Source organism: Azonexus sp. (genome assembly GCF_041909095.1).
In the GTDB taxonomy this organism is placed as follows: domain Bacteria; phylum Pseudomonadota; class Gammaproteobacteria; order Burkholderiales; family Rhodocyclaceae; genus Azonexus.
In genome coordinates, this window is sequence record NZ_JAYREB010000001.1 from 916,693 (window position 1) to 938,675 (window position 21,983).

General features: G+C 64.4%; 20 protein-coding genes and 1 riboswitch. Of the genes, 7 read left to right on the forward strand and 13 right to left on the reverse strand.

Annotation, left to right across the window (positions count from 1 at the left end):
- Window positions 1-106 precede the first annotated feature (106 nt).
- Window positions 107-1,060, forward strand: coding sequence for a lipopolysaccharide heptosyltransferase I (gene waaC, locus ACE3OV_RS04410; RefSeq protein ID WP_374325416.1), 954 nt, complete (start codon window positions 107-109; stop codon window positions 1,058-1,060).
- Window positions 1,060-2,328, forward strand: a complete 1,269-nt coding sequence (gene waaA / locus ACE3OV_RS04415; RefSeq protein ID WP_374325418.1) for a lipid IV(A) 3-deoxy-D-manno-octulosonic acid transferase — start codon at window positions 1,060-1,062, stop codon at window positions 2,326-2,328. Before waaC ends, waaA begins: the two co-directional genes overlap by 1 nt.
- Here waaA and ACE3OV_RS04420 read toward each other — a convergent pair.
- The 5 genes from ACE3OV_RS04420 to ACE3OV_RS04440 are packed head-to-tail and all read right to left on the reverse strand — an operon-like array spanning window position 2,294 to window position 6,803.
- Window positions 2,294-3,625 (reverse strand): TolC family outer membrane protein, encoded by a 1,332-nt coding sequence (locus ACE3OV_RS04420; protein WP_374325420.1) that lies wholly within the window; start codon window positions 3,623-3,625, stop codon window positions 2,294-2,296. The two genes, waaA and ACE3OV_RS04420, sit on opposite strands and share 35 nt — an antisense overlap.
- 7 nt (window positions 3,626-3,632) lie before the next feature.
- Entirely contained in the window at window positions 3,633-3,956 is a 324-nt protein-coding gene (locus tag ACE3OV_RS04425) for a rhodanese-like domain-containing protein (RefSeq protein ID WP_374326226.1), read from the reverse strand.
- Window positions 3,956-4,609, reverse strand: coding sequence for a protein-L-isoaspartate O-methyltransferase (locus ACE3OV_RS04430; protein WP_374325422.1), 654 nt, complete (start codon window positions 4,607-4,609; stop codon window positions 3,956-3,958). The genes ACE3OV_RS04425 and ACE3OV_RS04430 overlap by 1 nt, the downstream gene beginning before the upstream one ends.
- Before the next feature lie 60 nt (window positions 4,610-4,669).
- The gene (locus ACE3OV_RS04435) at window positions 4,670-5,302 is read right to left on the reverse strand and encodes a TetR/AcrR family transcriptional regulator (protein ID WP_374325424.1); all 633 of its coding nucleotides are present in this window, start codon (window positions 5,300-5,302) and stop codon (window positions 4,670-4,672) included.
- Between the two features lie 52 nt (window positions 5,303-5,354).
- Window positions 5,355-6,803, reverse strand: a complete 1,449-nt coding sequence (locus ACE3OV_RS04440; RefSeq protein ID WP_374325426.1) for a carbonic anhydrase — start codon at window positions 6,801-6,803, stop codon at window positions 5,355-5,357.
- Window positions 6,804-6,930: 127 nt separating this feature from the next.
- Window positions 6,931-7,029, forward strand: a riboswitch (TPP riboswitch).
- A 55-nt stretch (window positions 7,030-7,084) separates the two neighbouring features.
- Between ACE3OV_RS04440 and thiC the strand changes: the two genes are divergently transcribed.
- Window positions 7,085-9,001 carry a phosphomethylpyrimidine synthase ThiC gene (gene thiC, locus ACE3OV_RS04445; RefSeq protein WP_374325428.1) on the forward strand — a complete coding sequence of 639 codons (1,917 nt, stop codon included), beginning with the start codon at window positions 7,085-7,087 and terminating at the stop codon, window positions 8,999-9,001.
- A 69-nt stretch (window positions 9,002-9,070) separates the two neighbouring features.
- On the opposite strand, the gene ACE3OV_RS04450 is transcribed toward thiC, so the two are convergent.
- The 7 genes from ACE3OV_RS04450 to ACE3OV_RS04480 all read right to left on the reverse strand — a co-directional run bounded on the left by ACE3OV_RS04450 (window position 9,071) and on the right by ACE3OV_RS04480 (window position 17,414).
- Window positions 9,071-9,646, reverse strand: a complete 576-nt coding sequence (locus ACE3OV_RS04450) for an SCP2 domain-containing protein (RefSeq protein ID WP_374325429.1) — start codon at window positions 9,644-9,646, stop codon at window positions 9,071-9,073.
- A 12-nt stretch (window positions 9,647-9,658) separates the two neighbouring features.
- Complete coding sequence (ubiE, locus tag ACE3OV_RS04455; RefSeq protein ID WP_374325431.1) at window positions 9,659-10,396, reverse strand: bifunctional demethylmenaquinone methyltransferase/2-methoxy-6-polyprenyl-1,4-benzoquinol methylase UbiE; 738 nt, start codon at window positions 10,394-10,396, stop codon at window positions 9,659-9,661.
- A 5-nt stretch (window positions 10,397-10,401) separates the two neighbouring features.
- Window positions 10,402-10,818 carry a gamma-butyrobetaine hydroxylase-like domain-containing protein gene (locus ACE3OV_RS04460; protein WP_374325433.1) on the reverse strand — a complete coding sequence of 139 codons (417 nt, stop codon included), beginning with the start codon at window positions 10,816-10,818 and terminating at the stop codon, window positions 10,402-10,404.
- A 56-nt stretch (window positions 10,819-10,874) separates the two neighbouring features.
- Window positions 10,875-12,476, reverse strand: a complete 1,602-nt coding sequence (locus ACE3OV_RS04465; protein WP_374325435.1) for a hypothetical protein — start codon at window positions 12,474-12,476, stop codon at window positions 10,875-10,877.
- Window positions 12,466-12,903: an HIT family protein gene (locus tag ACE3OV_RS04470; protein ID WP_374326227.1), complete on the reverse strand. Its 438-nt coding sequence runs from the start codon at window positions 12,901-12,903 to the stop codon at window positions 12,466-12,468. The genes ACE3OV_RS04465 and ACE3OV_RS04470 overlap by 11 nt, the downstream gene beginning before the upstream one ends.
- 109 nt (window positions 12,904-13,012) lie before the next feature.
- Window positions 13,013-16,888 (reverse strand): DUF3683 domain-containing protein, encoded by a 3,876-nt coding sequence (locus ACE3OV_RS04475; RefSeq protein ID WP_374325437.1) that lies wholly within the window; start codon window positions 16,886-16,888, stop codon window positions 13,013-13,015.
- 100 nt (window positions 16,889-16,988) lie between these two features.
- Entirely contained in the window at window positions 16,989-17,414 is a 426-nt protein-coding gene (locus tag ACE3OV_RS04480; protein WP_374325440.1) for a YqaA family protein, read from the reverse strand.
- Window positions 17,415-17,452: 38 nt separating this feature from the next.
- On the opposite strand from ACE3OV_RS04480, the gene ilvA reads away from it, so the two are divergent.
- The 4 genes from ilvA (at window position 17,453) to ACE3OV_RS04500 (ending at window position 21,415) form a co-directional block, all read left to right on the forward strand.
- Window positions 17,453-18,985, forward strand: coding sequence for a threonine ammonia-lyase, biosynthetic (gene ilvA / locus ACE3OV_RS04485; protein WP_374325442.1), 1,533 nt, complete (start codon window positions 17,453-17,455; stop codon window positions 18,983-18,985).
- A 95-nt stretch (window positions 18,986-19,080) separates the two neighbouring features.
- On the forward strand, window positions 19,081-20,013 hold the full coding sequence (cysK, locus tag ACE3OV_RS04490; protein ID WP_374325444.1) for a cysteine synthase A: 933 nt from the start codon (window positions 19,081-19,083) through the stop codon (window positions 20,011-20,013).
- Entirely contained in the window at window positions 20,010-21,140 is a 1,131-nt protein-coding gene (locus tag ACE3OV_RS04495) for a MalY/PatB family protein (RefSeq protein ID WP_374325446.1), read from the forward strand. Before cysK ends, ACE3OV_RS04495 begins: the two co-directional genes overlap by 4 nt.
- On the forward strand, window positions 21,137-21,415 hold the full coding sequence (locus ACE3OV_RS04500; protein ID WP_374325448.1) for a hypothetical protein: 279 nt from the start codon (window positions 21,137-21,139) through the stop codon (window positions 21,413-21,415). Before ACE3OV_RS04495 ends, ACE3OV_RS04500 begins: the two co-directional genes overlap by 4 nt.
- Here ACE3OV_RS04500 and ACE3OV_RS04505 read toward each other — a convergent pair.
- The gene (locus ACE3OV_RS04505; RefSeq protein ID WP_374325449.1) at window positions 21,399-21,977 is read right to left on the reverse strand and encodes a 5-formyltetrahydrofolate cyclo-ligase; all 579 of its coding nucleotides are present in this window, start codon (window positions 21,975-21,977) and stop codon (window positions 21,399-21,401) included. The two genes, ACE3OV_RS04500 and ACE3OV_RS04505, sit on opposite strands and share 17 nt — an antisense overlap.
- Between the last annotated feature and the right edge of the window lie 6 nt (window positions 21,978-21,983).

The window sequence follows — 21,983 nt, forward strand, 5'->3', positions numbered from 1 at the left end:
CGATATGGGCGCATTTTAACGCATGCGAGCGTGCTGCCGCCGCCGATGCACGTCACGCACGCCGGGCGATCTATAATCGCGCTTTCGTTTTTGCGGTCCCGCGCCGATGCGCATCCTGCTCGTCAAAACCTCGTCGCTCGGCGATGTCATCCACAATCTGCCGGTCGTCAGCGACATCCGGCGACACTTTCCGCAGGCGACCATCGACTGGTGTGTGGAAAACGTCTTTGCGGCGATTCCCCGCCTGCATCCCGATGTTGATCGCGTCATCCCGGTGGCCATCCGGCGCTGGCGCAAGTCCCTGCTGCAAGGCGCCACCTGGCGCGAGATTGGCGCCAGCCGGCAGGCGCTGCGGGCCAAAGCCTACGACCTGGTGATCGACACTCAGGGGCTGATCAAAAGCGGGCTGTGCACCATCCAGGCCCGTGGGCCGCGCGCCGGCTACAGCTTCGACGCCGCCCGCGAACCGCTGGCGGCAATTTTCTACGGACGCCATTACAGCGTCCCGCGCGACCTGCACGCGGTGGTGCGCAACCGCCAACTGGCGGCGGCGGCGCTCGGTTACCTGGCCGACGCCACGGTCGATTACGGGATTGCCGCGCCGGCCGTCAGCTGCGACTGGCTGCCGGCCGGCGACCACGTCGTCCTGCTCACCGCAACCAGCCGCGACGACAAGCTGTGGCCGGAAGAGCGCTGGATCGAGCTGGGCCATCGGCTGGCCGATCAGGGCTTGAGTACCGTGCTGCCGGCCGGCAGCGCCCCCGAACGCGAGCGCGCGGCACGCCTGGCCGCCGCCATGCCGCAGGCGGTCGCCGCGCCGCCGCTGAGCATCGAAGCGCTGGCCGCGCTGCTCGCCGGCGCCCGCGGTGTAGTCGGCGTGGACACCGGCCTGACCCACCTGGCGGTGGCGCTCAAGGTGCCCACCGTCGCCCTGTACACCGCCACCGAACCCGGCCTGACCGGCGTTTACGGCAGCGCCTTCCACCGCAACCTGGGCGGCTGCGGGCAATGCCCCGAGGTTGACGCGGTCCTGGCCGAACTGGCACAGGGTCTGGGCTGATGCTGCGCCTGCTTTACTCGCTCTGCCTCTACCTGCTGAGCCCGGCGATCTTCCTTCGCCTCGCCTGGCGGGCGAGAAAACAGCCGGAATACCTGGCTAACATCGGCGAGCGCTTCGGCTTCTACGGTCACGGCCGCGCCGCCGGGGAGGCGCCGCTGCTCTGGGTGCATGCCGTCTCGGTCGGCGAAACCCGCGCCGCCCAGCCGCTGGTAGAAGCCTTACAGGCAGCCTGGCCGACGCACCGCGTCCTGCTCACCGGCATGACGCCGACCGGTCGTGCCGCCGGCCGCGAAGTGTTCGGCGAGCGCGTGATCCAGGCCTACCTGCCTTACGATCTGCCGGACGCGGTCGGCCGCTTTTTCCGGCATTTCAAGCCGGACTTCGGCATCCTGATGGAAACCGAGATCTGGCCCAACCTGCTGGCCGCTGCCGAGCGCCACGAAATTCCCGTCGTGCTGGTCAACGCCCGCCTGTCCGAGCGCTCGGCGCGCGGCTACGCCCGTTTCGGCGGCCTTACCCGGCCGGCTTTCGCCCGTCTCGCCGCGGTCGCCGCACAGACCGCCGGCGACGGCGAACGGCTCGCCGCGCTGACGGCGCCGCAGGTCGAAGTCTGCGGCAACCTGAAATTCGACGTCGAACCGCCCGCCGAACGTCTCGCCACCGGCCGCGCCTGGCGCGCCGGCTTGGGGCCGCGCCCTGTCTGGCTGGCCGCCAGCACGCGCGAAGGCGAGGAGGGGCCCTTGCTCGATGCCTGGCTGCGTCGTCCCGTGGACGGTGCCTTGCTGGTCCTGGTGCCGCGGCATCCGCAGCGCTTCGGGGAAGTTGCCGCGCTGCTCGAACAGCGCGGCCTGCGCTGGCAACGCCGCAGCGTCGCCCAGCCGACGGCCGAAACGCAGGTCTGGCTCGGCGACAGTATGGGCGAAATGGCGGCTTACTATGCGCTGGCCGATTTTGCCTTCATCGGCGGCAGCCTGGCACCGCTTGGCGGGCAGAACCTGATCGAGGCAGCGGCTTGCGGCTGCCCGGTGATCGTCGGCCCGCACACCTTCAATTTCCTGCGCGCCACCGAGGACGCCATCGCCGCCGGCGCCGCGCTGCGGGTGGCCGATGCCGATGCGCTGGTCGATACCGTGCACCGGCTGTTTCGGGAAAGCGGGGAACTGGCGGCGATGCGCGCCGCCTGCGCCGCGTTCGCCACCGCTCACCGCGGGGCAACGCAGCGCACGCTGGCGCTTATTGCGCGGCGCTGTCGTCGAGCAGCGCGTTGATCTTCGTCACGTCATCTTCGCCGAGCGCACCGACCGCCGCCTTCAGGCGCAACTGCGCCATCAGCGTGTCGAAGGTGGCCTTGGCGAGGTCGCGCCGTGTCACGTAGACCTGGTTTTCGGCGTTCAGCACGTCGATGTTGATGCGCACGCCGACCTCGTAACCCAGCTTGTTCGATTCCAGCGCCGACTGCGACGACACCAGCGCCGCTTTCAGCGCATTGACCTGGGCCAGGCCGTTGGTGACGCCGAGGTAGTACTGACGTGCCGCCAGCGCCGCGTTGCGGCGCGCCGCTTCCAGACCGAAGCGGGCAGCTGTGCTGTTGGCGGCGGCCTCGCGCTGGCGCGAGGTGGTCGAGCCGCCCTGGAACAATGGAATGTTCAGTTGCAGCCCGTAATTCGCGAAGTCGGTATCAACCGCGCCCAGCGCGGCACTTGAATAGGCCTTCGACTTGCCACGGTTGGCCACCAGATCGAGCGTCGGATAGTGGCCGGCTCGCTGCTTGTCGACTTCGCGGGCGGCAATCTCGGCTTGCGCTTGCTGGATCTGCACCGCCAGCGCGTCCTTTTCCGCGGCGGCGACCCAATCGGCCAGACGGTTCGGCTCGGGCGGCGCCAGCACCGCATCCTTGCGCGGCGGAGCGAGCTTGCCGGCATCCTGGCCGATCAGCGTCTGCAAGGCCTGGCGGCGCACTTCAAGCTCGCTCTCGGCGGCGATTTCCTGCGCCTGAACGAGGTCGAAACGGGCCTGTGCTTCATGGGTATCGGTTATCGTCGAGGTACCGACCTCAAAGCTCTTCTTCGCCAGTTCAAGCTGCTGGGCAATCGCTTCCTTGTTGGCGCGCACTGCGGTCAGGTTCTCGCTGGCGTAGAGGACGTCGAAGTAGGCCTGCGCCACCCGCAGAATCAGATCCTGGCTGGCCTGCTGGAAGGTGGCTTCGGCCTGCGCCACCTGCTGCTTCGCCTGACCGTAGGCGACCCAGTTCTGCCAGCGGAACAGCGGCTGCGACAAGGTCAACTGGTAGGCATTGGTGTTGTACTGGGCATTGCTGGCGGCCGTCGGGGCGTTACGCGGCTCCGAATCGACATCGTTCCACACTGTGTTGCCGGAAACGCTCACCGTCGGCAACAAGCCGGCCAGCCCCTGCGGCGCTTTTTCGCGTCCGGCATCGCGCGTTGCCCGGGCCGCGGCATATACCGGGTCGTTATCCTGGGCGTCGCGGTAAATCCGGGCAAGATCAGCCGCATGCAGCGGCGCAGCAGTCAGGGAAGTGGCCAAAAGCCAGGCGATTTGTTTCATGCGGACCTCAGTAACGGTTCATTCCAGGATCGACCTCACAGGCCCAGCCTTCGATGCCGCCGAGAAGGTTGAACACGGTGCCGTAACCCTTGCGTTCGAGAAACATGCAGACCTGCATGCTGCGACCGCCGTGGTGGCAGATGACGACGATTTCACGTTGCGGATCGAATTCGGCGCAACGCAGCGGAATCAGGTGCATCGGCACGTGCAGCGAACCCTCGATCTGACAGTAGGCCAGTTCCCAGGGCTCGCGGACATCAAGCAACAAGGGCGGCTGGCGATTCCCGTCGGCCAGCCATTCCGCCAGTTGCGATGCCCGAATCTGTCGCATCACAGGCTGAACTCGCGCGCCGGCGCGAAATTGTCGAGCGACGGCACCACCGTCTCGAACAGATTCACGGTGTTATAGGTGCCATCGGCAACGCAGGTGATCATCTGCGCTTCCATCACCGGTGCATCACCGACGATGGCGGCAAGGCGGCCGCCAACCCGCAGCTGCTTGAGCAGCGCGGCCGGGATCCGGGGAACGGCACCGGAAATGACGATGACGTCGTACGGCGCCCGTTGCGCCCAGCCAAGGCTGCCATCGGCAGATTCGACCGTGACGTTGGCGACACCGGCACGCTGCAGGTTGTCGCGGGCAATCGCTGCCAGTTCCGGCCGCGACTCAAGGGTGATCACATGCTCGGCGCGCGCCGCCAGCAAGGCCGCCATGTAGCCACTGCCGGTGCCGATTTCGAGCACGCGGTCGGAATTGCGGATGCCGAGCTCCTGCAGCAGGCGGGCTTCAACACGCGGCGCCAGCATGCTCTGACCTTCGCCGAGCGGAATTTCCATATCGGCAAAGGCCAGGTTGCGGTACGCCGCCGGCACAAAATCTTCGCGCTTGACGATGAAGAGCAGGTCGAGAATTTTCTGGTCTAGGACATCCCAGGGACGGATCTGTTGCTCGACCATGTTGAAACGCGCTTGTTCGATGTTCATGAAATTCTCCGCAAACTAAATATTAGAATACTCTAATATATCGGTTCTGACAAAGCCTGATTATACCCGAGCCGCGCACAGGCCCCGCTGCAACAGCGCCAGGTGCGTCGCCAGATAGGCGCGCGGTTGTAGCGCCGGCTGGCCACAGTGCACCAACGAATGTTCCCAGATCAGCAGCATCAGCAGTGGCGCGATGATGACGTCGATCGTCTGCTCGACATCGCAGGGGCGAAATTCACCACTGCTCACGCCACGGCTTAGCGCGGCGCCGACCAGGGCGCGACCGCGGGCGATCACGTTGGTCGTGTAGTAGCTGGCAATCTCGGGGAAGTTCTGCGCTTCGGCGACGATCAACTTGGGAATGCCGGCAAACGCCGTGCAGCCGATACGCGTCCACCAGTGATCGAGCAGCTTTTCCAGCAGGGAAAAGCTGCTGCCTTCGTGACTGGCGGCAATCGCCTCGTTCTCCGCCAGGACCGGCACGATGCCTTCCTGGATTACCGCCTTGAACAGGGCTTCCTTGCTGGCGTAGTAGAGGTAGAGCGTGCCTTTGGAGACGCCGGCACGGGCGGCAACGTCGTCGAGCCGGGTGGCGGCGTAGCCCTTCTCGACGAAGAGCGCCAGCGCCGCCGCCAGCAACTCGCCGGGGCGGGCTTCCTTGCGTCGTTTACGGACGGGTTTGGCAGTGCTCATGGTCGCTTAATGACTAATGGGTCATCAAGCTAACACCCCACAGCGCCAGGGGTCAACGGCTCTCCTTGATGAGCCGCTCGCCGATCGGCTGCACGGGACGGGCATTGTTGCGATAGAGACGGCCGAAAATCCGCACTTGCTCGTCGGAAATCTCGATCGGCTGCTTGAAGACGATCCACAGGATATCTTCGGTGCAGGGCGGCGTCGTCAGCGACCCCATGAAGGTGTAATACTGCTTGCTGCCAGGCAGAAGCGCGGCCGGCTCGAAAACGGCGGTCGGCGGCTCGACCGGAACATGCTTTTCAAGCGGCAAATGATTCCACAGGGTCTGCACCTGCGGATGCTCTTTGCCGCGCGTCATCAGCACCTCGATCACTGCCCGCTGCCCGTCGACGGAACGATGCACGAAATGGGCGGACATGTCGTAACGCTGGCCGTTGATCCGCGTCTCGCCAGGGCGGTGGAAGTGAATGTCGACCAGATCGTAGGTCTTGCCGGTCAAGGTGAAGCTGCTGTCGCCAACGGCGACCGAAACGGTATGGCCGTTATCGACGATGCGGAAAGTGGACGGCCGGTAATCGAAACGGATCGGTTCGAGATCGACCTTGATGCCATCCCGGATGTCGATCGGCGACTGGCGCTTGCCGGCAGCACAGAGGACGTTACGCGAATCGAGCTTGACCCAGTTCTCGGGCGCACCGTCACCCTCGTAACCCCAGGTCACCGCTTTGTGCGGCGTCACCAGCTCGAGCATGTAGCCGGCACTGCTGCGCCCGCTGGTTGGCTTGACCGGACGCGGCGTCGGCGCGGTGTTATGAACGACCTGGGTCGTTCCATGTGAAACGCTGAGGCTTGGTTTCGGCTTGGCAGGCGGCGGCGCTTCTTCAGCCTTCGGCCGGGTTTCCACCGGCGCTGCAGCCTCGCCGCGCGACGCCTCCATTGCCGCCTTGAGATTCGGACGGATCGACGGAATCGGCGAGTCGGGCTTGTCGACAGTTTTCACGACCGGCGCCGGCTCCTTCGCCAGCTCCTTCTTCAATAGCGCTGCATTCGCTTCCTGCAGCTTGCTCGCCGCCTCATTGGCACGCTTGGCGAGTTCCGCCGGATCTTCCTTGGGCGGCCGACAGACCTCGCGCAACACGCGATCGTCAAGGGTGCCGGTACGCACCGGCAATTCAGCGCCAGCAATCTCCTCCTCACGGATGACATCATTTTCGGTCTGCCGGTAGATGCGCTTGATGGTTTTTGCACTGCGCGTCGCGCAGTCATAGCGAGTGGTCGCTTCAATGATCCGATAAGGCGTCCCGGTCCGCGTATCGGACAAGGGGCGATCCAGCGTCACCCGACTCAGCGCCTCGACGACGTTGCCGGTACGTTTGAGGGTGGTGCGGTCAAGTTCGATGCTGCGCCCGGCTTCGCTGGAAATGTTCTGCCAGGTGGGCGCGGCCCAGGCCAGGCAGGGCAGGCTGGCCAGCAAAATGGCGATGGTCGTCGAACGCATGGGTGATTTCCTGTCTGTTTTCTTCGAATTTTCACGGGCTTGTCGGAGATATTTCGACCATTTTCCGGGAATCTTGAGCGAGCACCGTGCTTTCTTGCATTTTGCCTGTGTTTCCAGTACCTTGCAGCACTCTCGTTAGGGGTGTCGACGATACAGCGCTCGACTGAGAAATACCCTTCGAACCTGATCGGGTCATGCCGACGTAGGGAAACGAAATCCGCCAGCGGAACCGTCTCGCTCCTTGCCCGTCTTACCCCGCTGAACATCCGCACGGAGCACTCATGAACGCCAACGAACAATTCATCGCCGCCAACGCCCACGTCGACGAGGCTGCGATCCAGCCCCTGCCCAATTCGCGCAAGGTTTACGTCAAGGGCTCGCGCCCGGATCTGCACGTGCCGATGCGCGAAATCTCCCAGGCCGACACGCCGACCGGCTTCGGCGGCGAGAGGAATCCGCCGATCTTCGTTTATGACTGTTCCGGCCCGTATTCCGACCCGGCGGCGAAGATCGACATCCGCTCCGGCCTGCCGGCGCTGCGCGCCAAGTGGATCGAAGAACGCGGCGACACCGAGGAACTGCCCGACCTGTCCTCCGAATTCGGCCGCCAGCGTGCCGCCGACAAGGCGCTCGACGAACTGCGCTTCCCCGGCCTGCACCGCAAACCGCGCCGCGCCAAGGCCGGTGCCAATGTGTCGCAGATGCATTACGCCCGGAAAGGCATCATCACGCCGGAAATGGAATACGTGGCGATCCGCGAGAACCTCAATCGCGCCGCCTACATCGAGTCGCTGAAAGCCACCGGTCCGACCGGCGAGAAGATGGCCAAGCTGCTCACCCGCCAGCATCCGGGCCAGAGCTTCGGCGCTTCGATTCCGGCCGAGATCACGCCGGAATTCGTGCGCAGCGAGGTCGCCCGCGGCCGCGCCATCATCCCGAACAACATCAACCACCCGGAAAGCGAGCCGATGATCATCGGCCGCAACTTCCTCACCAAGATCAACGCCAACATCGGCAACTCGGCGCTCGGCTCCAGCATCCAGGAAGAAGTCGAGAAGATGACCTGGTCGATCCGCTGGGGCGGCGATACGGTGATGGATCTGTCCACCGGCAAGAACATCCACGAAACGCGCGAGTGGATCATCCGCAACAGCCCGGTGCCGATCGGCACCGTGCCGATCTACCAGGCACTGGAGAAGGTCAACGGCAAGGCCGAGGACCTGACCTGGGAAATCTTCCGCGACACGCTGATCGAACAGGCCGAGCAGGGCGTCGATTACTTCACCATCCACGCTGGCGTGCTGCTGCGCTACATCCCGATGACTGCCAACCGGATGACCGGCATCGTCAGCCGCGGCGGCTCGATCATGGCCAAGTGGTGTCTGGCGCACCACAAGGAAAGCTTCCTCTACACGCATTTCGAGGAAATCTGCGAAATCATGAAGGCCTACGACGTCGCCTTCAGCCTCGGCGACGGCCTGCGCCCGGGCTCGATCTACGACGCCAACGACGAAGCGCAACTGGGCGAACTGAAGACGCTGGGCGAACTCACCGAGATCGCCTGGAAGCACGACGTGCAGACCATCATCGAAGGCCCGGGTCACGTGCCGATGCACCTGATCAAGGAGAACATGGACCTGCAGCTCGAATACTGCAAGGAAGCCCCGTTCTACACCCTCGGCCCCCTGACCACCGACATCGCGCCGGGCTACGACCACATCACCAGTGGCATCGGCGCCGCCATGATCGGCTGGTACGGCACCGCCATGCTCTGCTACGTGACGCCCAAGGAACACCTCGGCCTGCCCGACAAGGACGACGTCAAGGAAGGCATCATCACCTACAAGCTCGCCGCCCACGCCGCCGACCTCGCCAAGGGCCATCCCGGCGCGCAGATCCGCGACAACGCGCTGTCCAAGGCACGCTACGAGTTCCGCTGGGACGACCAGTTCAACCTCGGCCTCGATCCGGACAAGGCCAAGTCCTTCCACGACGAAACCCTGCCCAAGGAATCGGCCAAGGTCGCCCACTTCTGCTCGATGTGCGGGCCGCACTTCTGTTCAATGAAGATCACTCAGGATGTGCGCGATTTCGCCGCAGCGCAGGGCTTGCAGGAAGAGGAAGCGCTCACTAAAGGCATGGAAGCCAAGGCCGTCGAGTTCGTGCAGACCGGCGCTGAGCTCTATCGCAAGGTGTGACGGGAATTCGACCCGCAATGAGAAAAGGCCGCGATCGCGGCCTTTTCCATTTCCGGCACCGTAGCCTGCTCAACCGCCCAGGCGTTCGACCCTCTTGTCGAGGCGCGCCAGATCGTCGCGCAAGGCATCGACGGCGGCAACGAAGTCCTTGACGTCGGTCGGAGCGGCGAGCAGCTCCCCTTCATTGCTGGCGTATTCGGCAAAATTGGCCCCCAGCCGCGCCAGTCCGTCGCGGGCATTGCCGGCCAGGGCGCCGGCGGCCAGGCTCAGGCGGCGGGCCGGAATGTCACCGATCAGCGCCGCCAGGTCGCCCTCGGCGTCCCAGCGCAGGTTGCGGAAAACGAAGGCCAGCGTCTCCGCGACATCGGCGGCGCCGCTCAGGCGGGCACCACTCATCAGCTTGCTGCGATCGGTCAGCGCACGCACCGCAAAATCGTTCGGCAGTTCGACGCGAACATCAGGTTCGGCAAGCGCGTCAGCCGCCTGCAGCAAGCCACTGCCGTCGATCGTCAGGCGCAGGGTCAGCGGTCCGGCGACAATCGCCACCCGCGCCCCGGCATGCCGGCTCAGGCGCTCTGCCGCCCAGGGCGCCTGCGCGATCAGGTGGTTGAGAGGAACGAGCAGCAGCCGGTCGGACAGGGACATCGGCGGCTCCGCTCAGAACTTGAAACCGCGGTGCAGCGCGACGACACCGAGCGCCATGTTGAAATACTCGACCCGTTCCAGACCGACGCCTTCCATCATGGCCTTCAGCGTTTCCTGGTCCGGATGGACGCGAATCGACTCGGAGAGATAGCGGTAGCTGTCGGAATCCTGCGTCACCAGCTGGCCGATGCGCGGGATCACCTGGAAGGAATAGAAGTCGTAAACCGGCGCCAGCGGCTTCCAGATCTGCGAGAACTCCAGCACCAGCAGACGACCGCCGGGGCGCAGCACGCGGCGCATCTCGGCCAGCGCCTGCTCCTTGTGCGTCATGTTGCGTAGACCGAAGGCGACCGTCACGCAGTCGAACCAGTCGTCGGGGAAGGGCAGTTTCTCGGCGTCGCACTGGGCGACCGGCAGCATGTAGCCCTTGTCGGTCAGGCGGTCGCGGCCGCGCGCCAGCATCGCGTTGTTGATGTCGGTCAGCCAGACCTGGCCGGTCTTGCCGACACGTTTGGCGAAAGCCAGCGACAGGTCACCCGTCCCGCCCGCTACGTCGAGCACCCGCGATCCTTCGCGGACACCACTACGCTCGATGGTGAAGGCCTTCCACAGCCGGTGCATGCCGCCCGACATCAGGTCATTCATCAGGTCGTAACGACCTGCCACCGAATCGAAAACGCTGCGCACGCGACGCGCCTTTTCCTGCTCGGCTACGGTTTCGAAACCGAAATGGGTTGTTTCCTTGTTCATGGCTCTCAGTGGTGGTGGCTACAGGATCGCGCAACGGCTGCGGGGCTGTCGTCGCTGTCGCGGGAGGCGCCCTGCGCCTCGAGCAGACGGAGGTATTCCGCCCACAGTTCGTCGTGGTGCACGCCGAGGTTGTAAAGCAGATCCCAGGTATACAAACCGCTGTCGTGACCGTCGGAAAACACCAGCTTCAGTGCATAGGTTCCGGAGGGTTCGACCGCCAGCAATTCGACGTCGCGCTTGCCGACCTGCAGCGTCTCCTGACCCGGCCCGTGGCCACGGGCTTCGGCCGACGGCGTCATCACCCGCAGGTATTCGAAAGGCAGACGAAACACCGTTTCGCCATAGACGAGTTCCAGCACCCGGCTTTTCGTGTGCAGACGAATCGCCTCGGGGATCGGGGTATCTTTTTCCATGCCGGCCATCTGTGGTCTCCTTGCCAGGTCGGCTAGTTTACCCCGAAGCCGCCGGCAACGGCAGCTTACAGCTCGACAACGCTGATCCGCTCGAAATCGGCTTGCCGCAACAGGATGTGGTTGAGGCGCAACTTGCGCTTGTCTTCCCCGATGACGATTTCCAGATCGCGGCCGGCGTGGTAATTGCCCGGCGGCAGGATCAGTGACTGTTCCTCGCCGATTGCTGCGAGCGCCGGCAACAGGAACCCTGCCAGGTAACGTTCGCTGCTGGCGCTTTTGGCATCAAGCGAGCGGAAGCTGACCCCTTGGGGCATCCCCGGCAGGGTAGCCAGACCGACCACCAAACCACCCGACTCTTCCTGCATCAGCCAGGTCGCGTAGCCAAGCAGGAAATGCTCGCCGTCATGCGGACAGACTGCCATCAGCTGCCCGTGCTGGATGCGTTGCCCGGCACCACTGCGGCCCAGCCGGAAACCGTTGGCCGAATGGTTGATCACCGACCAGTATTCGACCGGATAGTCGGCATGCGGACGAATGACCAGGGTCTGGCCGGGATCGGCCCGGTCACGGAAGGTGAACAACTGCTCGAAATCGCCCCGGGAATAGGCGGCGGCAGAGTCCGGCTGTTCGAACGGCACGCCGCTCACGTGAAAGAACATCGGGTTGAAGCCGGTAGCGACGCGCGCCGTCCCCTCGCTGACAAAACGCCGGAAACGCCGGGCCGACGACGATTGCGACCAGGGGCGCACGAGCTGCTCGAGCAGTTTCAGCACATGGCTGCTGGTTTCTTCGCCGAGACCGAGTTGCGACGGGGTGTAGCGCATGCGCAACTGGTTGATCGCATGATCGATCTGCAAGCCGAGCCGCGCCGTATCCAGACGCCGCACATCATTGGCCGCCCCCTCGACCGAAGCGCTCAGATGCAGGGGCTGATCCTTCATCAACTCGATGACATAAGGTGGCAGCTCGAGATCGCTCTCGAGCGGACTGACGCCGACCAGCGGCGCCCACATCACCGCCCAGCGGCGGATCAGGTTGAGGTTGCGCACGCTGTGGCTGTAGGGACTGGCCACGTCGATCAGCAGCAGGGCAACGTAAGCGGCGGCGCAATGGGTCGCATGCGTACTGCTTTCCAGCGGATCGCTGACCGGGGTGAACACGATCCCCCATTCTTCGGCAGTTTCAAAATAACCATGCAGATCGAGCCAGATGCCGGGCGGCAGTTCGCGGTGGGCACGATAATGCTCGATGATGACCATCCCGGTGTAATAGACACAGCGGTGCAGCAGGGTCGCCATCATTTCCTTGTAACCGGGCGCCTCAACGGCCGGCTCTTCGAGGCGGGCACACAGCGCGTAGGCCTTGCCCATCTTGCGCCAGGCGTCGACGGCAGCGCGGAAAGCCGACTCCTCGTCGTGGCTCAGCGGCACTGGCTTGTTGTGATAAAGACGGGCCATCTCCTCTTCGACGAAACAGAGCGGCGCTCGCGTCTGTTCAAGCAGGGCGAAGAGGATGCCGGGGTCGGGCGGCGCCGTCAGCAGCGCATCAAGGAAATCCATCAACTGCCGTTCGGCGGTTCCCGGATTGGCCAGCATCAGCTTGGCCAGATAGTTCATGCCGTCGTTCAGATCGACGATCGACAACTGCGCGCTCTGCTCATTGCTCATGGCGATTTTCCTCTCGCGCCAACTCGGCGGTGATGATGGCCGTCAGCGCGGCATCCTCGACGATTGCACGAGCCGGCGTCGACTCGCGCTGTTGCCGGCCCCAGATCGGCTCGGGGAAATGGCGGTCGTCACGCCAACGGGGAATGACGTGCCAATGCAGATGCGGCACGACGTTCCCGAAACTGGCGAGGTTGACCTTGTCCGGCGAAAAACATTGACGAACCGCCGCTTCCACGGCGAAAACGACGCGCATCAGCAACTGCCGCGAGGCGACGTCAAGGTCGGTCATTTCTGCGACATGATGATTCCAGATGACCCGGCAGAAGCCGGGCAGGGCAGGCTCATCGACGCGCACGACGCGACAGTGCGCCGACTGCCAAAGCAGCCGCCCCCCTGGTTCGCTACATAGTACGCAAGCGCTTGCCATAACCGCATTGATTCCCGTCGTTTTGCATAGGATTGCATCCGCCGCCACTTCCTGCAAGTGGCGGCGATCATTTACCGGTCATGACGGCCAGGCGAACGGAAATCCGGGATCAGAGCAACACGCGCTCGATGCCCCCGTTATTGGCCTTGCCGACGTAATCCGCCATCCAGTTTTCACCGAGCAGGTGCTTGGCCACCTCGACCACAATGTAGTCGGCCTGCGTGCCGGCATCGTCGTCGTAGCGGGAAAGACCCTGCAGACAGGCCGGACAGGAGGTCAGTATCTTGACCTCGCCCTGGAAACCGTCGGCGCGCAATTTTTCCGCCCCCTTCTCGATTTCTTCCTGCTTGCGGAACTTCACCTGCGTCGCGATATCCGGCCGAGCGTAGGCGAAAGAGCCCGAATCGCCACAACAGCGGTCGTTCAGCGGCACCTCCTGGCCAACCAGCGCCTTGGTCACGGCAAGCGGGTTGTAGGCCTTCATCGGCGTGTGGCAGGGGTCGTGGTACATGTAGCGGGTACCTTGCACCCCTTCCAGCCTGACGCCCTTTTCCATCAGGTACTCGTGAATGTCGAGCAGCCGGCAACCGGGGAAGATCTTCTCGAACTGGTACTTCTGCAATTGATCCATGCAGGTTCCACATGAAACGATCACCGTCCTGATATCGAGATAATTCAGGGTGTTGGCGACGCGGTGGAAGAGCACGCGGTTGTCGGTGGTGATCTTCTGGTCCTTGTCGGCGTCGCCCGAAGCGTTCTGTGGATAGCCGCAGCACAGGTAGCCCGGCGGCAGCACGGTGGTGACGCCAATGTCGTAAAGCATCGCCTGCGTCGCCAGACCAACCTGCGAGAACAGGCGCTCGGAGCCACAGCCTGGGAAATAGAAGACGGCATCCGACTCCTCGGTCGTCTTCTGCGGATTGCGGATCACCGGGATGACCTTGTCGTCCTCGATGTCGAGTAGCGCTCGCGAGGTGCGCTTGGGCAGGTTGCCCGGCATCGGCCGGTTGAGGAAGTGGATGACCTGGGTCTTGACCGTCGGCGCACCGAGCGAGGCCGGCGGATGCTTGCGCGTGTCCTGCACCAGATGCAACGCCTTGGCCGCCTTGTGCGCCAGGCGCTGGGCCTTGAAGCCGAAGTCCATCATGACGCCGCGCATCAGCTTGATCGTCGCCGGATCCTTCAGGTTCAGGTAGGTCATCGCTGCCGCGGTGCCCGGGCTGAAGCGCTTCTTGTCCTGCTTCCTGAGGAAATTTCGCATCGCCACCGAAACATCGCCGAAATCGATGTCGACCGGACAAGGCTTGAAACAGCGGTGGCAGACCGTGCAGTGATCGGCGACATCGTTGAATTCATCGAAGTGCTTCAACGAAATGCCGCGCCGGGTCTGTTCCTCGTAGAGGAAGGCTTCGACTAGCAACGAGGTGGCGAGAATCTTGTTGCGCGGTGAATACAGAAGGTTGGCCCGCGGTACGTGGGTCGAACAGACCGGTTTGCATTTGCCGCAGCGCAGGCAGTCCTTGACCATATCCGAAATCTTGCCGATCTCGGATTGCTCCATGATCAGCGATTCGGTGCCGAGCAGGCTGAACGACGGCGTGTAGGCGTTGCTCAGGTCGCCGCCATGCATCAACTTGCCCTTGTTGAAGCGTCCTTCCGGATCAACCTTCTGCTTGTAGGCGCGGAACGGGCCAATCTCGTCGTCGGTCAGGAACTCCAGCTTGGTGATGCCGATCCCGTGTTCACCGGAAATCACGCCGTCCAGACCACGTGCCAGGTGCATGATGCGCTCGACCGCCTTGTTGGCGGTCTGCAGCATCGCGTAGTTGTCTGAATTGACCGGGATATTGGTGTGCACGTTGCCGTCGCCGGCGTGCATGTGCAAGGCGACGAAGACGCGGCCGCGCAGGACTTCCTTGTGGATCGCCTCGATCCGTTCGAGGACCGGCCGATAGACCGTGCCGTCAAATATCTTGGCCAGGCGCGCCTTCAGCTCCTGCTTCCACGAGGTACGCACGGAGTAGTCCTGCAGCCGGTGGAAGAGGGTAGGGTTGGCCGCCTTGTTGCTCAGTTCGCCAGCGACCACGCCGTAGGATGCGAAGCGCGACTCGGCCTCGGCCAGCGGCAGATCGAGGTTCTCCAGCAGCCATTCCCAGCGCAGGCGGACGGCCTCGACGTAATCGAGCGCAGCCTGCCGGCGGTCGCCGATCAGCACGTCCTTGTCGAGGTTGGCGTCGCCTGAGTGCAGCGGCAGATCGCCCTTGAGGAATTCGGCCAGCGCGTCACACAGCGCCAGCTTGTTCTGCGTCGACAACTCAATGTTGATGCGCTCGATGCCGTCGCAGTACTCGCCCATGCGCGGCAGCGGGATAACGACGTCCTCGTTGACCTTGAAGGCGTTGGTATGGCGCGAGATGGCGGCAGTGCGCGAACGGTCTAGCCAGAATTTCTTGCGCGTCTCGGCGTCGACGGCGATGAAGCCTTCGGCGGCGCGCAGGTTGCACATGCGCACGACTTCCGAGGCGGCAGCCATGACGGCCTTCTCATCGTGGCCGACGATGTCGCCGATCAACACCATCTTCGGCCGACCGTGGCGCTTGGCCTTGGTCGCGTAACCGACCGCCTTCACATAGCGCTCGTCGAGGTGTTCGAGGCCGGCCAGCTGCACGCCAGCGGCGTTACCGGCGCCACCCGGCTTGAAGTAGTCGGTGATCTCGACGATGGCCGGCACTGCCTCGCGCACTTGGCCGAAAAATTCGAGGCAGACGGTGCGCGTCACCGGCGGCATCTTGTGCAGCACCCAGCGGGCGGCGACGATGATGCCGTCGGTGCCTTCCTTCTGCACGCCGGGAATGCCGCCGAGGAACTTGTCGGTAACGTCCTTGCCCAGGCCGGTCTTGCGGCAAGCGGCACCCGGCATGACCAGGACTTCCTCGCCGAGCAGCTTCTTGCCGCTGGGGTCGAAGCGCTTGACGCGGAATTCGACGTTTTCCTGCTCGTGAATCTTGCCGTAGTTATGGTTGACGCGTTCGACTTCCAGCCAGTTGCCGTCCGGATCGACCATCTTCCACCAGGCCAGGTTGTCGAGCGCGGTGCCCCACAGCACAGCCTTCTTGCCGCCGGCGTTCATGGCGATGTTGCCGCCGATGCAGGAGGCCGAGGCCGAAGTCGGATCGACGGCGAAGACGCGCCCGGCCGCGCTGGCAGCTTCGGCAACGCGCTCGGTGACGACGCCGGCGCCGGTGCGGATGGTGGCGTATGGTGTTTCATGGCCGGCCAGCACCAGTTCCTCGACCGGACCGATGTCGATCAGCTTTTCGGTGTTGATCACCGCTGAATGCGGCGTCAGCGGCACGGCGCCGCCGGTATAGCCGGTACCGCCGCCGCGCGGGATGATGGTCAGGCCGGCTTCGAAACAGCCACGCACGAGGTGGGCGATTTCTTCCTCGGTGTCCGGGTAGAGGACGACAAAGGGGTATTCGACGCGCCAGTCGGTGGCGTCGGTGACATGCGAGACGCGGGCCAGGCCGTCGAAAGCAATGTTGTCGCGGCGCGTGTGCTTGCCCAGGACCTTGAGCACCTTGCGGCGCAAGTCGATGGTCTCGCCGAAACGGGCCTCGAAACGGTTCACCGCCTCATGCGCGGCAACAACCAGACGACGGACCTTTTCCGAGCGTTCCGGATCCTCGGCCGCACTCTCGGCGCGACGCTTCTCGACTTCCTTCAGACGGTGACGCAGGGCGCTGACCAGCGCATCGCGGCGCTCGCGGTTGTCGAGCAGATCGTCTTCCAGGTAGGGATTGCGCTGCACCACCCAGATGTCGCCCAGCACCTCGTAAAGCATGCGCGCCGAGCGGCCGGTGACGCGCTCGCCGCGCAGTTCGTCAAGAATCGCCCAGTTGTCCGCACCGAGCAGACGGATGACGATTTCGCGGTCGGAAAACGAGGTGTAGTTGTACGGAATTTCGCGCAGGCGGGCGGTCATGATCAAACCGGTATCTGTCAAAAACAGGATTTTAGCGTATTGCGGCGCAACACGCGGCGCAGGTAGACCGGGAAAAGGCCTGTCGGTTCAAGCTATCGCTTCAATTTGCCAGCGCAGCCTGCGCGATCAGCCAGTAGCGGAAGAACTTGCCGGCGGCCATGAACAGCGTGCACGGCAGCCAGTGCAGACGCAGCCAGCCGGCGGCGACGCACAGCGCATCGCCGACCAGCGGTAGCCAGGAGAAGAGCAGGGCGGAGCTGCCCCAGCGTTGCAGGTGGTGCATCTGCGGCAAGCGTTCCAGGCGCTGCCAGCGCGGCAGGAAACGGCCGCAGGCCCACGACGTCATGCCGCCCAGCGTATTGCCGAGCGTCGCCAGCGCCAGCGCCGCCACCGCCTGTTCCGGATGCAGCTGCAAAACGCCCCACAACACCGCTTCCGAACCACCTGGCAGCAGGGTTGCAGCCAGAAAACTGCTCAGGAAAAGGCCGGCAAGCCCTTGTTCCGCCGTGACGTTTACCCACTCCACCCGTAGAATTCCCCTTTTGCCCAAAACCGAAACCGATCATGCACCCGGATTATCTCGAAAAAGTCCTCAACGCCCAGGTTTACGATGTCGCCATCGAAACCCCGCTGGAGCAGGCCGACAATCTTTCCATCCGGGTCCATAACCGAATCTGGTTGAAGCGCGAGGACATGCAGCCGGTGTTCTCGTTCAAGCTGCGCGGCGCTTACAACAAGATCGCCAGCCTCTCTGCCGAAAAACTCAAACGCGGCGTCATCTGCGCCTCGGCCGGCAATCATGCCCAGGGCGTCGCGCTGTCGGCGGCCAAGCTCGGTTGCCGGGCAGTGATCGTCATGCCAACCTCGACGCCAGGGATCAAGATCGACGCCGTCCGCCAGCGCGGCGGCGAGGTCGTGCTGCACGGCGAATCCTTCGACGAAGCCTACGCCCATGCACTGGAGCTGGAGAAATCCGAAAGGCTGACCTTCGTCCACCCCTTCGACGATCCGGAAGTGATCGCCGGCCAGGGCACCGTGGCGCTGGAAATCCTGCGCCAGCACTCGCGTCACAACGGGCCGATCCACGCCGTCTTCTGCGCCATCGGCGGCGGCGGGCTGGCTGCCGGGGTCGCCGCCTACATCAAGCGCCTGCGCCCGGAGATCAAGGTGATCGGCGTCGAAACCTTTGACGCCGACGCGATGAAGCAGTCGATCGCCAAGGGCCACCGCGTCCGCCTGTCGCAGGTCGGGCTGTTCGCCGACGGCACGGCGGTGAAGTTCGTCGGCGAGGAAACCTTCCGCCTGTGCAAGGAACACCTCGACGACATCGTGCTGGTCGACACCGACGCCATCTGCGCGGCGATCAAGGATGTCTTCGAGGACACCCGCTCGATTCTCGAACCGTCAGGCGCGCTCGCCGTCGCTGGCGCCAAGGAATACGCCCGTCAGCACAAGCTGAAGGAGAAGAACCTGGTGGCCGTGACTTCCGGCGCCAACATGAACTTCGACCGCCTGCGCTTCGTCGCCGAGCGCGCCGAGTTCGGCGAACAGCGCGAGGCGGTGTTTGCCGTCACGCTGCCGGAGAAGCCCGGCGCCTACAAGAAGTTCCTGGCTCTGATCGGCAAGCGCAACGTCACCGAGTTCAACTACCGCTATCACTCGGCCAACGAAGCGCATGTCTTCGTCGGCGTCCAGGTCAGCGACCGCAAGGAATCGCTGAAACTGGTCGACAGCCTGCAGAAGCATGGCTACCCGACGCTCGATCTGAGCGACGACGAGATGGCGAAGAACCACATCCGCCACATGGTCGGCGGCCATGCGCCGCAGGTCTGCGAGAAGGGGATGCGCGAACTGCTCTACCGCTTCGAATTCCCGGAGCGGCCGGGCGCGTTGATGAACTTCCTGAGCCAGATGAGCGCCGGCTGGAACATCAGCCTGTTCCACTACCGCAACCATGGCGCCGATTACGGCCGCGTCCTCGTCGGCATGCAGGTACCACCGGCCGAGATGGCGCAATTCCGGGAATTCCTCAAAAACCTCGGCTACGCGCACTGGGATGAAAGCGAAAACCCGATCTACAAGCTCTTTCTTGGCTAATGCAAATTCGTCATAAGAATTTGCGATTTCATTCTTTCCGGTAAGGTAGCCCAAGCTCTAGACTGCTAGCCATCAACCCTTCCGGAGTATCCGCCATGAAAATCGCCAACAACGTCACCGAACTGGTCGGCAACACGCCGCTGGTCCAGCTCAACCGCGTCACCCATGGCGCCGGCGCCCGCGTCGTCGCCAAGCTGGAGTTCTTCAACCCCGGGCACAGCGTCAAGGACCGCATCGCGGTCGCCATGCTCGACGCCGCCATCGCTGCCGGCAAGATCGGTCCGGACACCGTGGTGCTGGAGCCGACCTCCGGCAACACCGGCATCGGCCTCGCCATGGTCTGCGCCGCACGCGGCATCAAGGCGGCGTTCGTGATGCCGGAAACCATGAGCCGCGAACGCAAGCTGCTGTTGAAGGCCTACGGCGCCGACCTGATCCTGACCCCGGGACCGGAGGGCATGGGCGGCGCGATCGCCAAGGCCAAGGCGCTGGCCGAAGCCGACCCGAAGTACTTCATCCCGCAGCAGTTCGAGAACCCGGCCAACCCTGAAATCCACCGCCACACGACGGCCGAGGAAATCTGGCGTGACACCGACGGCGAAGTGGACATCTTCGTCTCCGGCGTCGGCACCGGCGGCACCGTCACCGGCGTCGGCGAAGTGCTGAAAGCGAAAAAGCCGGGCGTGCAGATCGTCGCCGTCGAACCCGACGCCTCGCCGGTGCTTTCCGGCGGCCAGAAGGGCCCGCACCCGATCCAGGGCATCGGCGCCGGCTTCGTGCCGGGCGTCCTCAACACCGGCGTCTACGACGAAGTGATCCGGGTGAAGAACGACGACGCTTTCGCCACCGCCCGCCGCATGGCAACGGAAGAGGGGCTGCTGGTCGGCATCTCGTCGGGCGCCGCCACCTGGGCCGCGCTCGAACTCGCCAAACGCCCGGAAAACGCCGGCAAGCTGATCGTCGTCATCATCCCGTCGTTCGGCGAGCGCTACCTATCCACCGCCCTTTACGAACACCTGGCCGTTTGAACGACTTCGCCTCCGCCCCCGACCGGCGCCACTCCGATTCGATCAAGTGGGGCAAGTACGCCGGTCGCGACATCCTGCCGCTATGGGTCGCCGACATGGATTTCGCGGCGCCGCCCGCCGTCATCGAAGCGCTGCACCGGCGCATCGAACACGGCGTTTTCGGTTACGGCCAGCCCTGGCCGGCGCTGACGGAGTCAGTACTCGCTCACCTGAAAGACGAGTACACGTGGGAAATCGATGCCGACTGGCTGCTCTGGTTGCCGGGACTGGTCAGTGGCCTCAATCTCGCCTGCCGTGCGGTCGACGGCGAGGTGCTGACAGCGACACCGATCTATCCGCCTTTCCTGTCGGCACCGAAGTATTCCGGACGCCGCCTGCGTACCGCCGACCTGCGCTGCGCCGACGGCCGCTGGCAATGGGACTGGCCGGCGCTGCACGCGGCGGCGACGCCGGAAACGCGGCTCTTCCTGCTCTGCCACCCGCACAACCCGGTCGGCCGCTGCTGGAGCCGCGACGAACTGCTGGCGCTGGCCGAGTTTGCCGAAAGCCGCGACCTGATCGTCTGTTCGGATGAAATCCACTGCGGCCTGATCCTCGACGAAAACAGGAAACACCTTCCCTTCGCCAGCCTGTCGGAGGACGCCGCCCGACGCAGCATCACGCTGATGGCACCATCCAAGACCTTCAACATCCCGGGCCTCGGCTGCGCTTTCGCGGTGATTCCCGATGCCGCGCTGCGCCGCCGCTTCCGGCAGGCGATGGACGGCATCGTGCCGCACGTCAATGTGCTCGGCCTCGCCGCCTGCGAAGCCGCCTACCGGGATTGCGCCGACTGGCACCGGCAGCTGCTCGCCGCGCTGCGCAGCAACCGCGACCGACTGGAAGCCGCCGTCGCCGATCTGCCGGGCATCCGCATGACGCACGTCGAAGCCACCTACCTGGCCTGGCTCGACGTCCGCGGTCTCGGCCGGGCCGATCCGGCCGCGCATTTCGAGGCTCACGGTCTCGGCCTTTCCGACGGCCGCGATTTCGGCGCGCCGGGCTGGCTGCGTCTAAACTTCGGCTGCCCGGCGAGCCTGCTCGACAACGCCCTACAACGTCTGGCGCAAGCCTGCCACGCCGCATGAGCAGCTACCAGATCGCCGTGCTGGCGCTGATCGTCGGCTTCGTCGGCCAGGCCATCGCCAGTGGATTGGCCGCCGAACGCTGCCTGCGGGCGGCGGCCGGCCGCCGCCTCTGGCTGGCGCTCGCCGGCGCCGCCTTGCTGCTCGCGCTGGCCCACACTCAGGCGCTGGAGCTGGCGGTACGCAGCGGCCTTTACGATCTGCGCCAGGCCTTGCTCATCGGCGCGGCCGGCCTGCTCTCGGCGATCGCCGTCGGCGGCCTCAGCCGGCGACCCTGAAAGCCCCGGCTTCGGTGACGATCCAGTCGAGACGCTGATCGTGCGCTTGCGGACGGATGTCAGCGAGACGGTTGATCTCGAAACCGACGCCAACCGTCAGCGGCCGTGGCGTCAGCGCTGCCAGCGTGCGGTCGAAATAGCCACCGCCGTAGCCAAGACGGTAACCGGCGGCATCGAAGCCGTTGAGCGGCAGCAGGATCAGCTCGGGCTGCAGCCAGTCGCCAGCGACCGGCGTCGGAATCCCGTAACGATCGCCCTGCAGGCGGTCGCCGACCCGCCATTCGCGAAACTGCAGCGGCGTCGCCTCGGCCACCACCACCGGCAGCGCCGCCCGCGTACCGCGACTGGTCCACTCGTCAATGATGGCGCGGACATCCGGTTCGTGCTTGATCGGCCAGCAGAAGGCACAGCTCGCCGGCGCCGCGAAACTGACCCGCAACCAGCCGACGATTGCCGCCGACAGGCGGGCACGCGCCGTCTCGCCCAGCATCTCGCGCCGGGCAACCATGTCGCGCCGCAAATCACGACGCCATAGCGTGCTATCCTCAAAACGACCCGTCATCACCCG

Bases quoted from the DNA above. Each gene is read 5' to 3' on its own strand.
- waaC (WP_374325416.1), top strand. From the start codon at position 107: ATGCGCATCCTGCTCGTCAAAACCTCGTCGCTCGGCGATGTCATCCAC.
- ACE3OV_RS04425 (WP_374326226.1), bottom strand. From the start codon at position 3,956: ATGCGACAGATTCGGGCATCGCAACTGGCGGAATGGCTGGCCGACGGG.
- thiC (WP_374325428.1), top strand. From the start codon at position 7,085: ATGAACGCCAACGAACAATTCATCGCCGCCAACGCCCACGTCGACGAG.
- ACE3OV_RS04475 (WP_374325437.1), bottom strand. From the start codon at position 16,888: ATGACCGCCCGCCTGCGCGAAATTCCGTACAACTACACCTCGTTTTCC.
- ACE3OV_RS04450 (WP_374325429.1), bottom strand. From the start codon at position 9,646: ATGTCCCTGTCCGACCGGCTGCTGCTCGTTCCTCTCAACCACCTGATC.
- ACE3OV_RS04420 (WP_374325420.1), bottom strand. From the start codon at position 3,625: ATGAAACAAATCGCCTGGCTTTTGGCCACTTCCCTGACTGCTGCGCCG.
- ACE3OV_RS04465 (WP_374325435.1), bottom strand. From the start codon at position 12,476: ATGAGCAATGAGCAGAGCGCGCAGTTGTCGATCGTCGATCTGAACGAC.
- ubiE (WP_374325431.1), bottom strand. From the start codon at position 10,396: ATGAACAAGGAAACAACCCATTTCGGTTTCGAAACCGTAGCCGAGCAG.
- ACE3OV_RS04435 (WP_374325424.1), bottom strand. From the start codon at position 5,302: ATGAGCACTGCCAAACCCGTCCGTAAACGACGCAAGGAAGCCCGCCCC.
- ACE3OV_RS04440 (WP_374325426.1), bottom strand. From the start codon at position 6,803: ATGCGTTCGACGACCATCGCCATTTTGCTGGCCAGCCTGCCCTGCCTG.
- ACE3OV_RS04500 (WP_374325448.1), top strand. From the start codon at position 21,137: ATGAGCAGCTACCAGATCGCCGTGCTGGCGCTGATCGTCGGCTTCGTC.
- ACE3OV_RS04470 (WP_374326227.1), bottom strand. From the start codon at position 12,903: ATGGCAAGCGCTTGCGTACTATGTAGCGAACCAGGGGGGCGGCTGCTT.
- ACE3OV_RS04505 (WP_374325449.1), bottom strand. From the start codon at position 21,977: ATGACGGGTCGTTTTGAGGATAGCACGCTATGGCGTCGTGATTTGCGG.
- ACE3OV_RS04430 (WP_374325422.1), bottom strand. From the start codon at position 4,609: ATGAACATCGAACAAGCGCGTTTCAACATGGTCGAGCAACAGATCCGT.
- ilvA (WP_374325442.1), top strand. From the start codon at position 17,453: ATGCACCCGGATTATCTCGAAAAAGTCCTCAACGCCCAGGTTTACGAT.
- cysK (WP_374325444.1), top strand. From the start codon at position 19,081: ATGAAAATCGCCAACAACGTCACCGAACTGGTCGGCAACACGCCGCTG.
- ACE3OV_RS04460 (WP_374325433.1), bottom strand. From the start codon at position 10,818: ATGGCCGGCATGGAAAAAGATACCCCGATCCCCGAGGCGATTCGTCTG.
- waaA (WP_374325418.1), top strand. From the start codon at position 1,060: ATGCTGCGCCTGCTTTACTCGCTCTGCCTCTACCTGCTGAGCCCGGCG.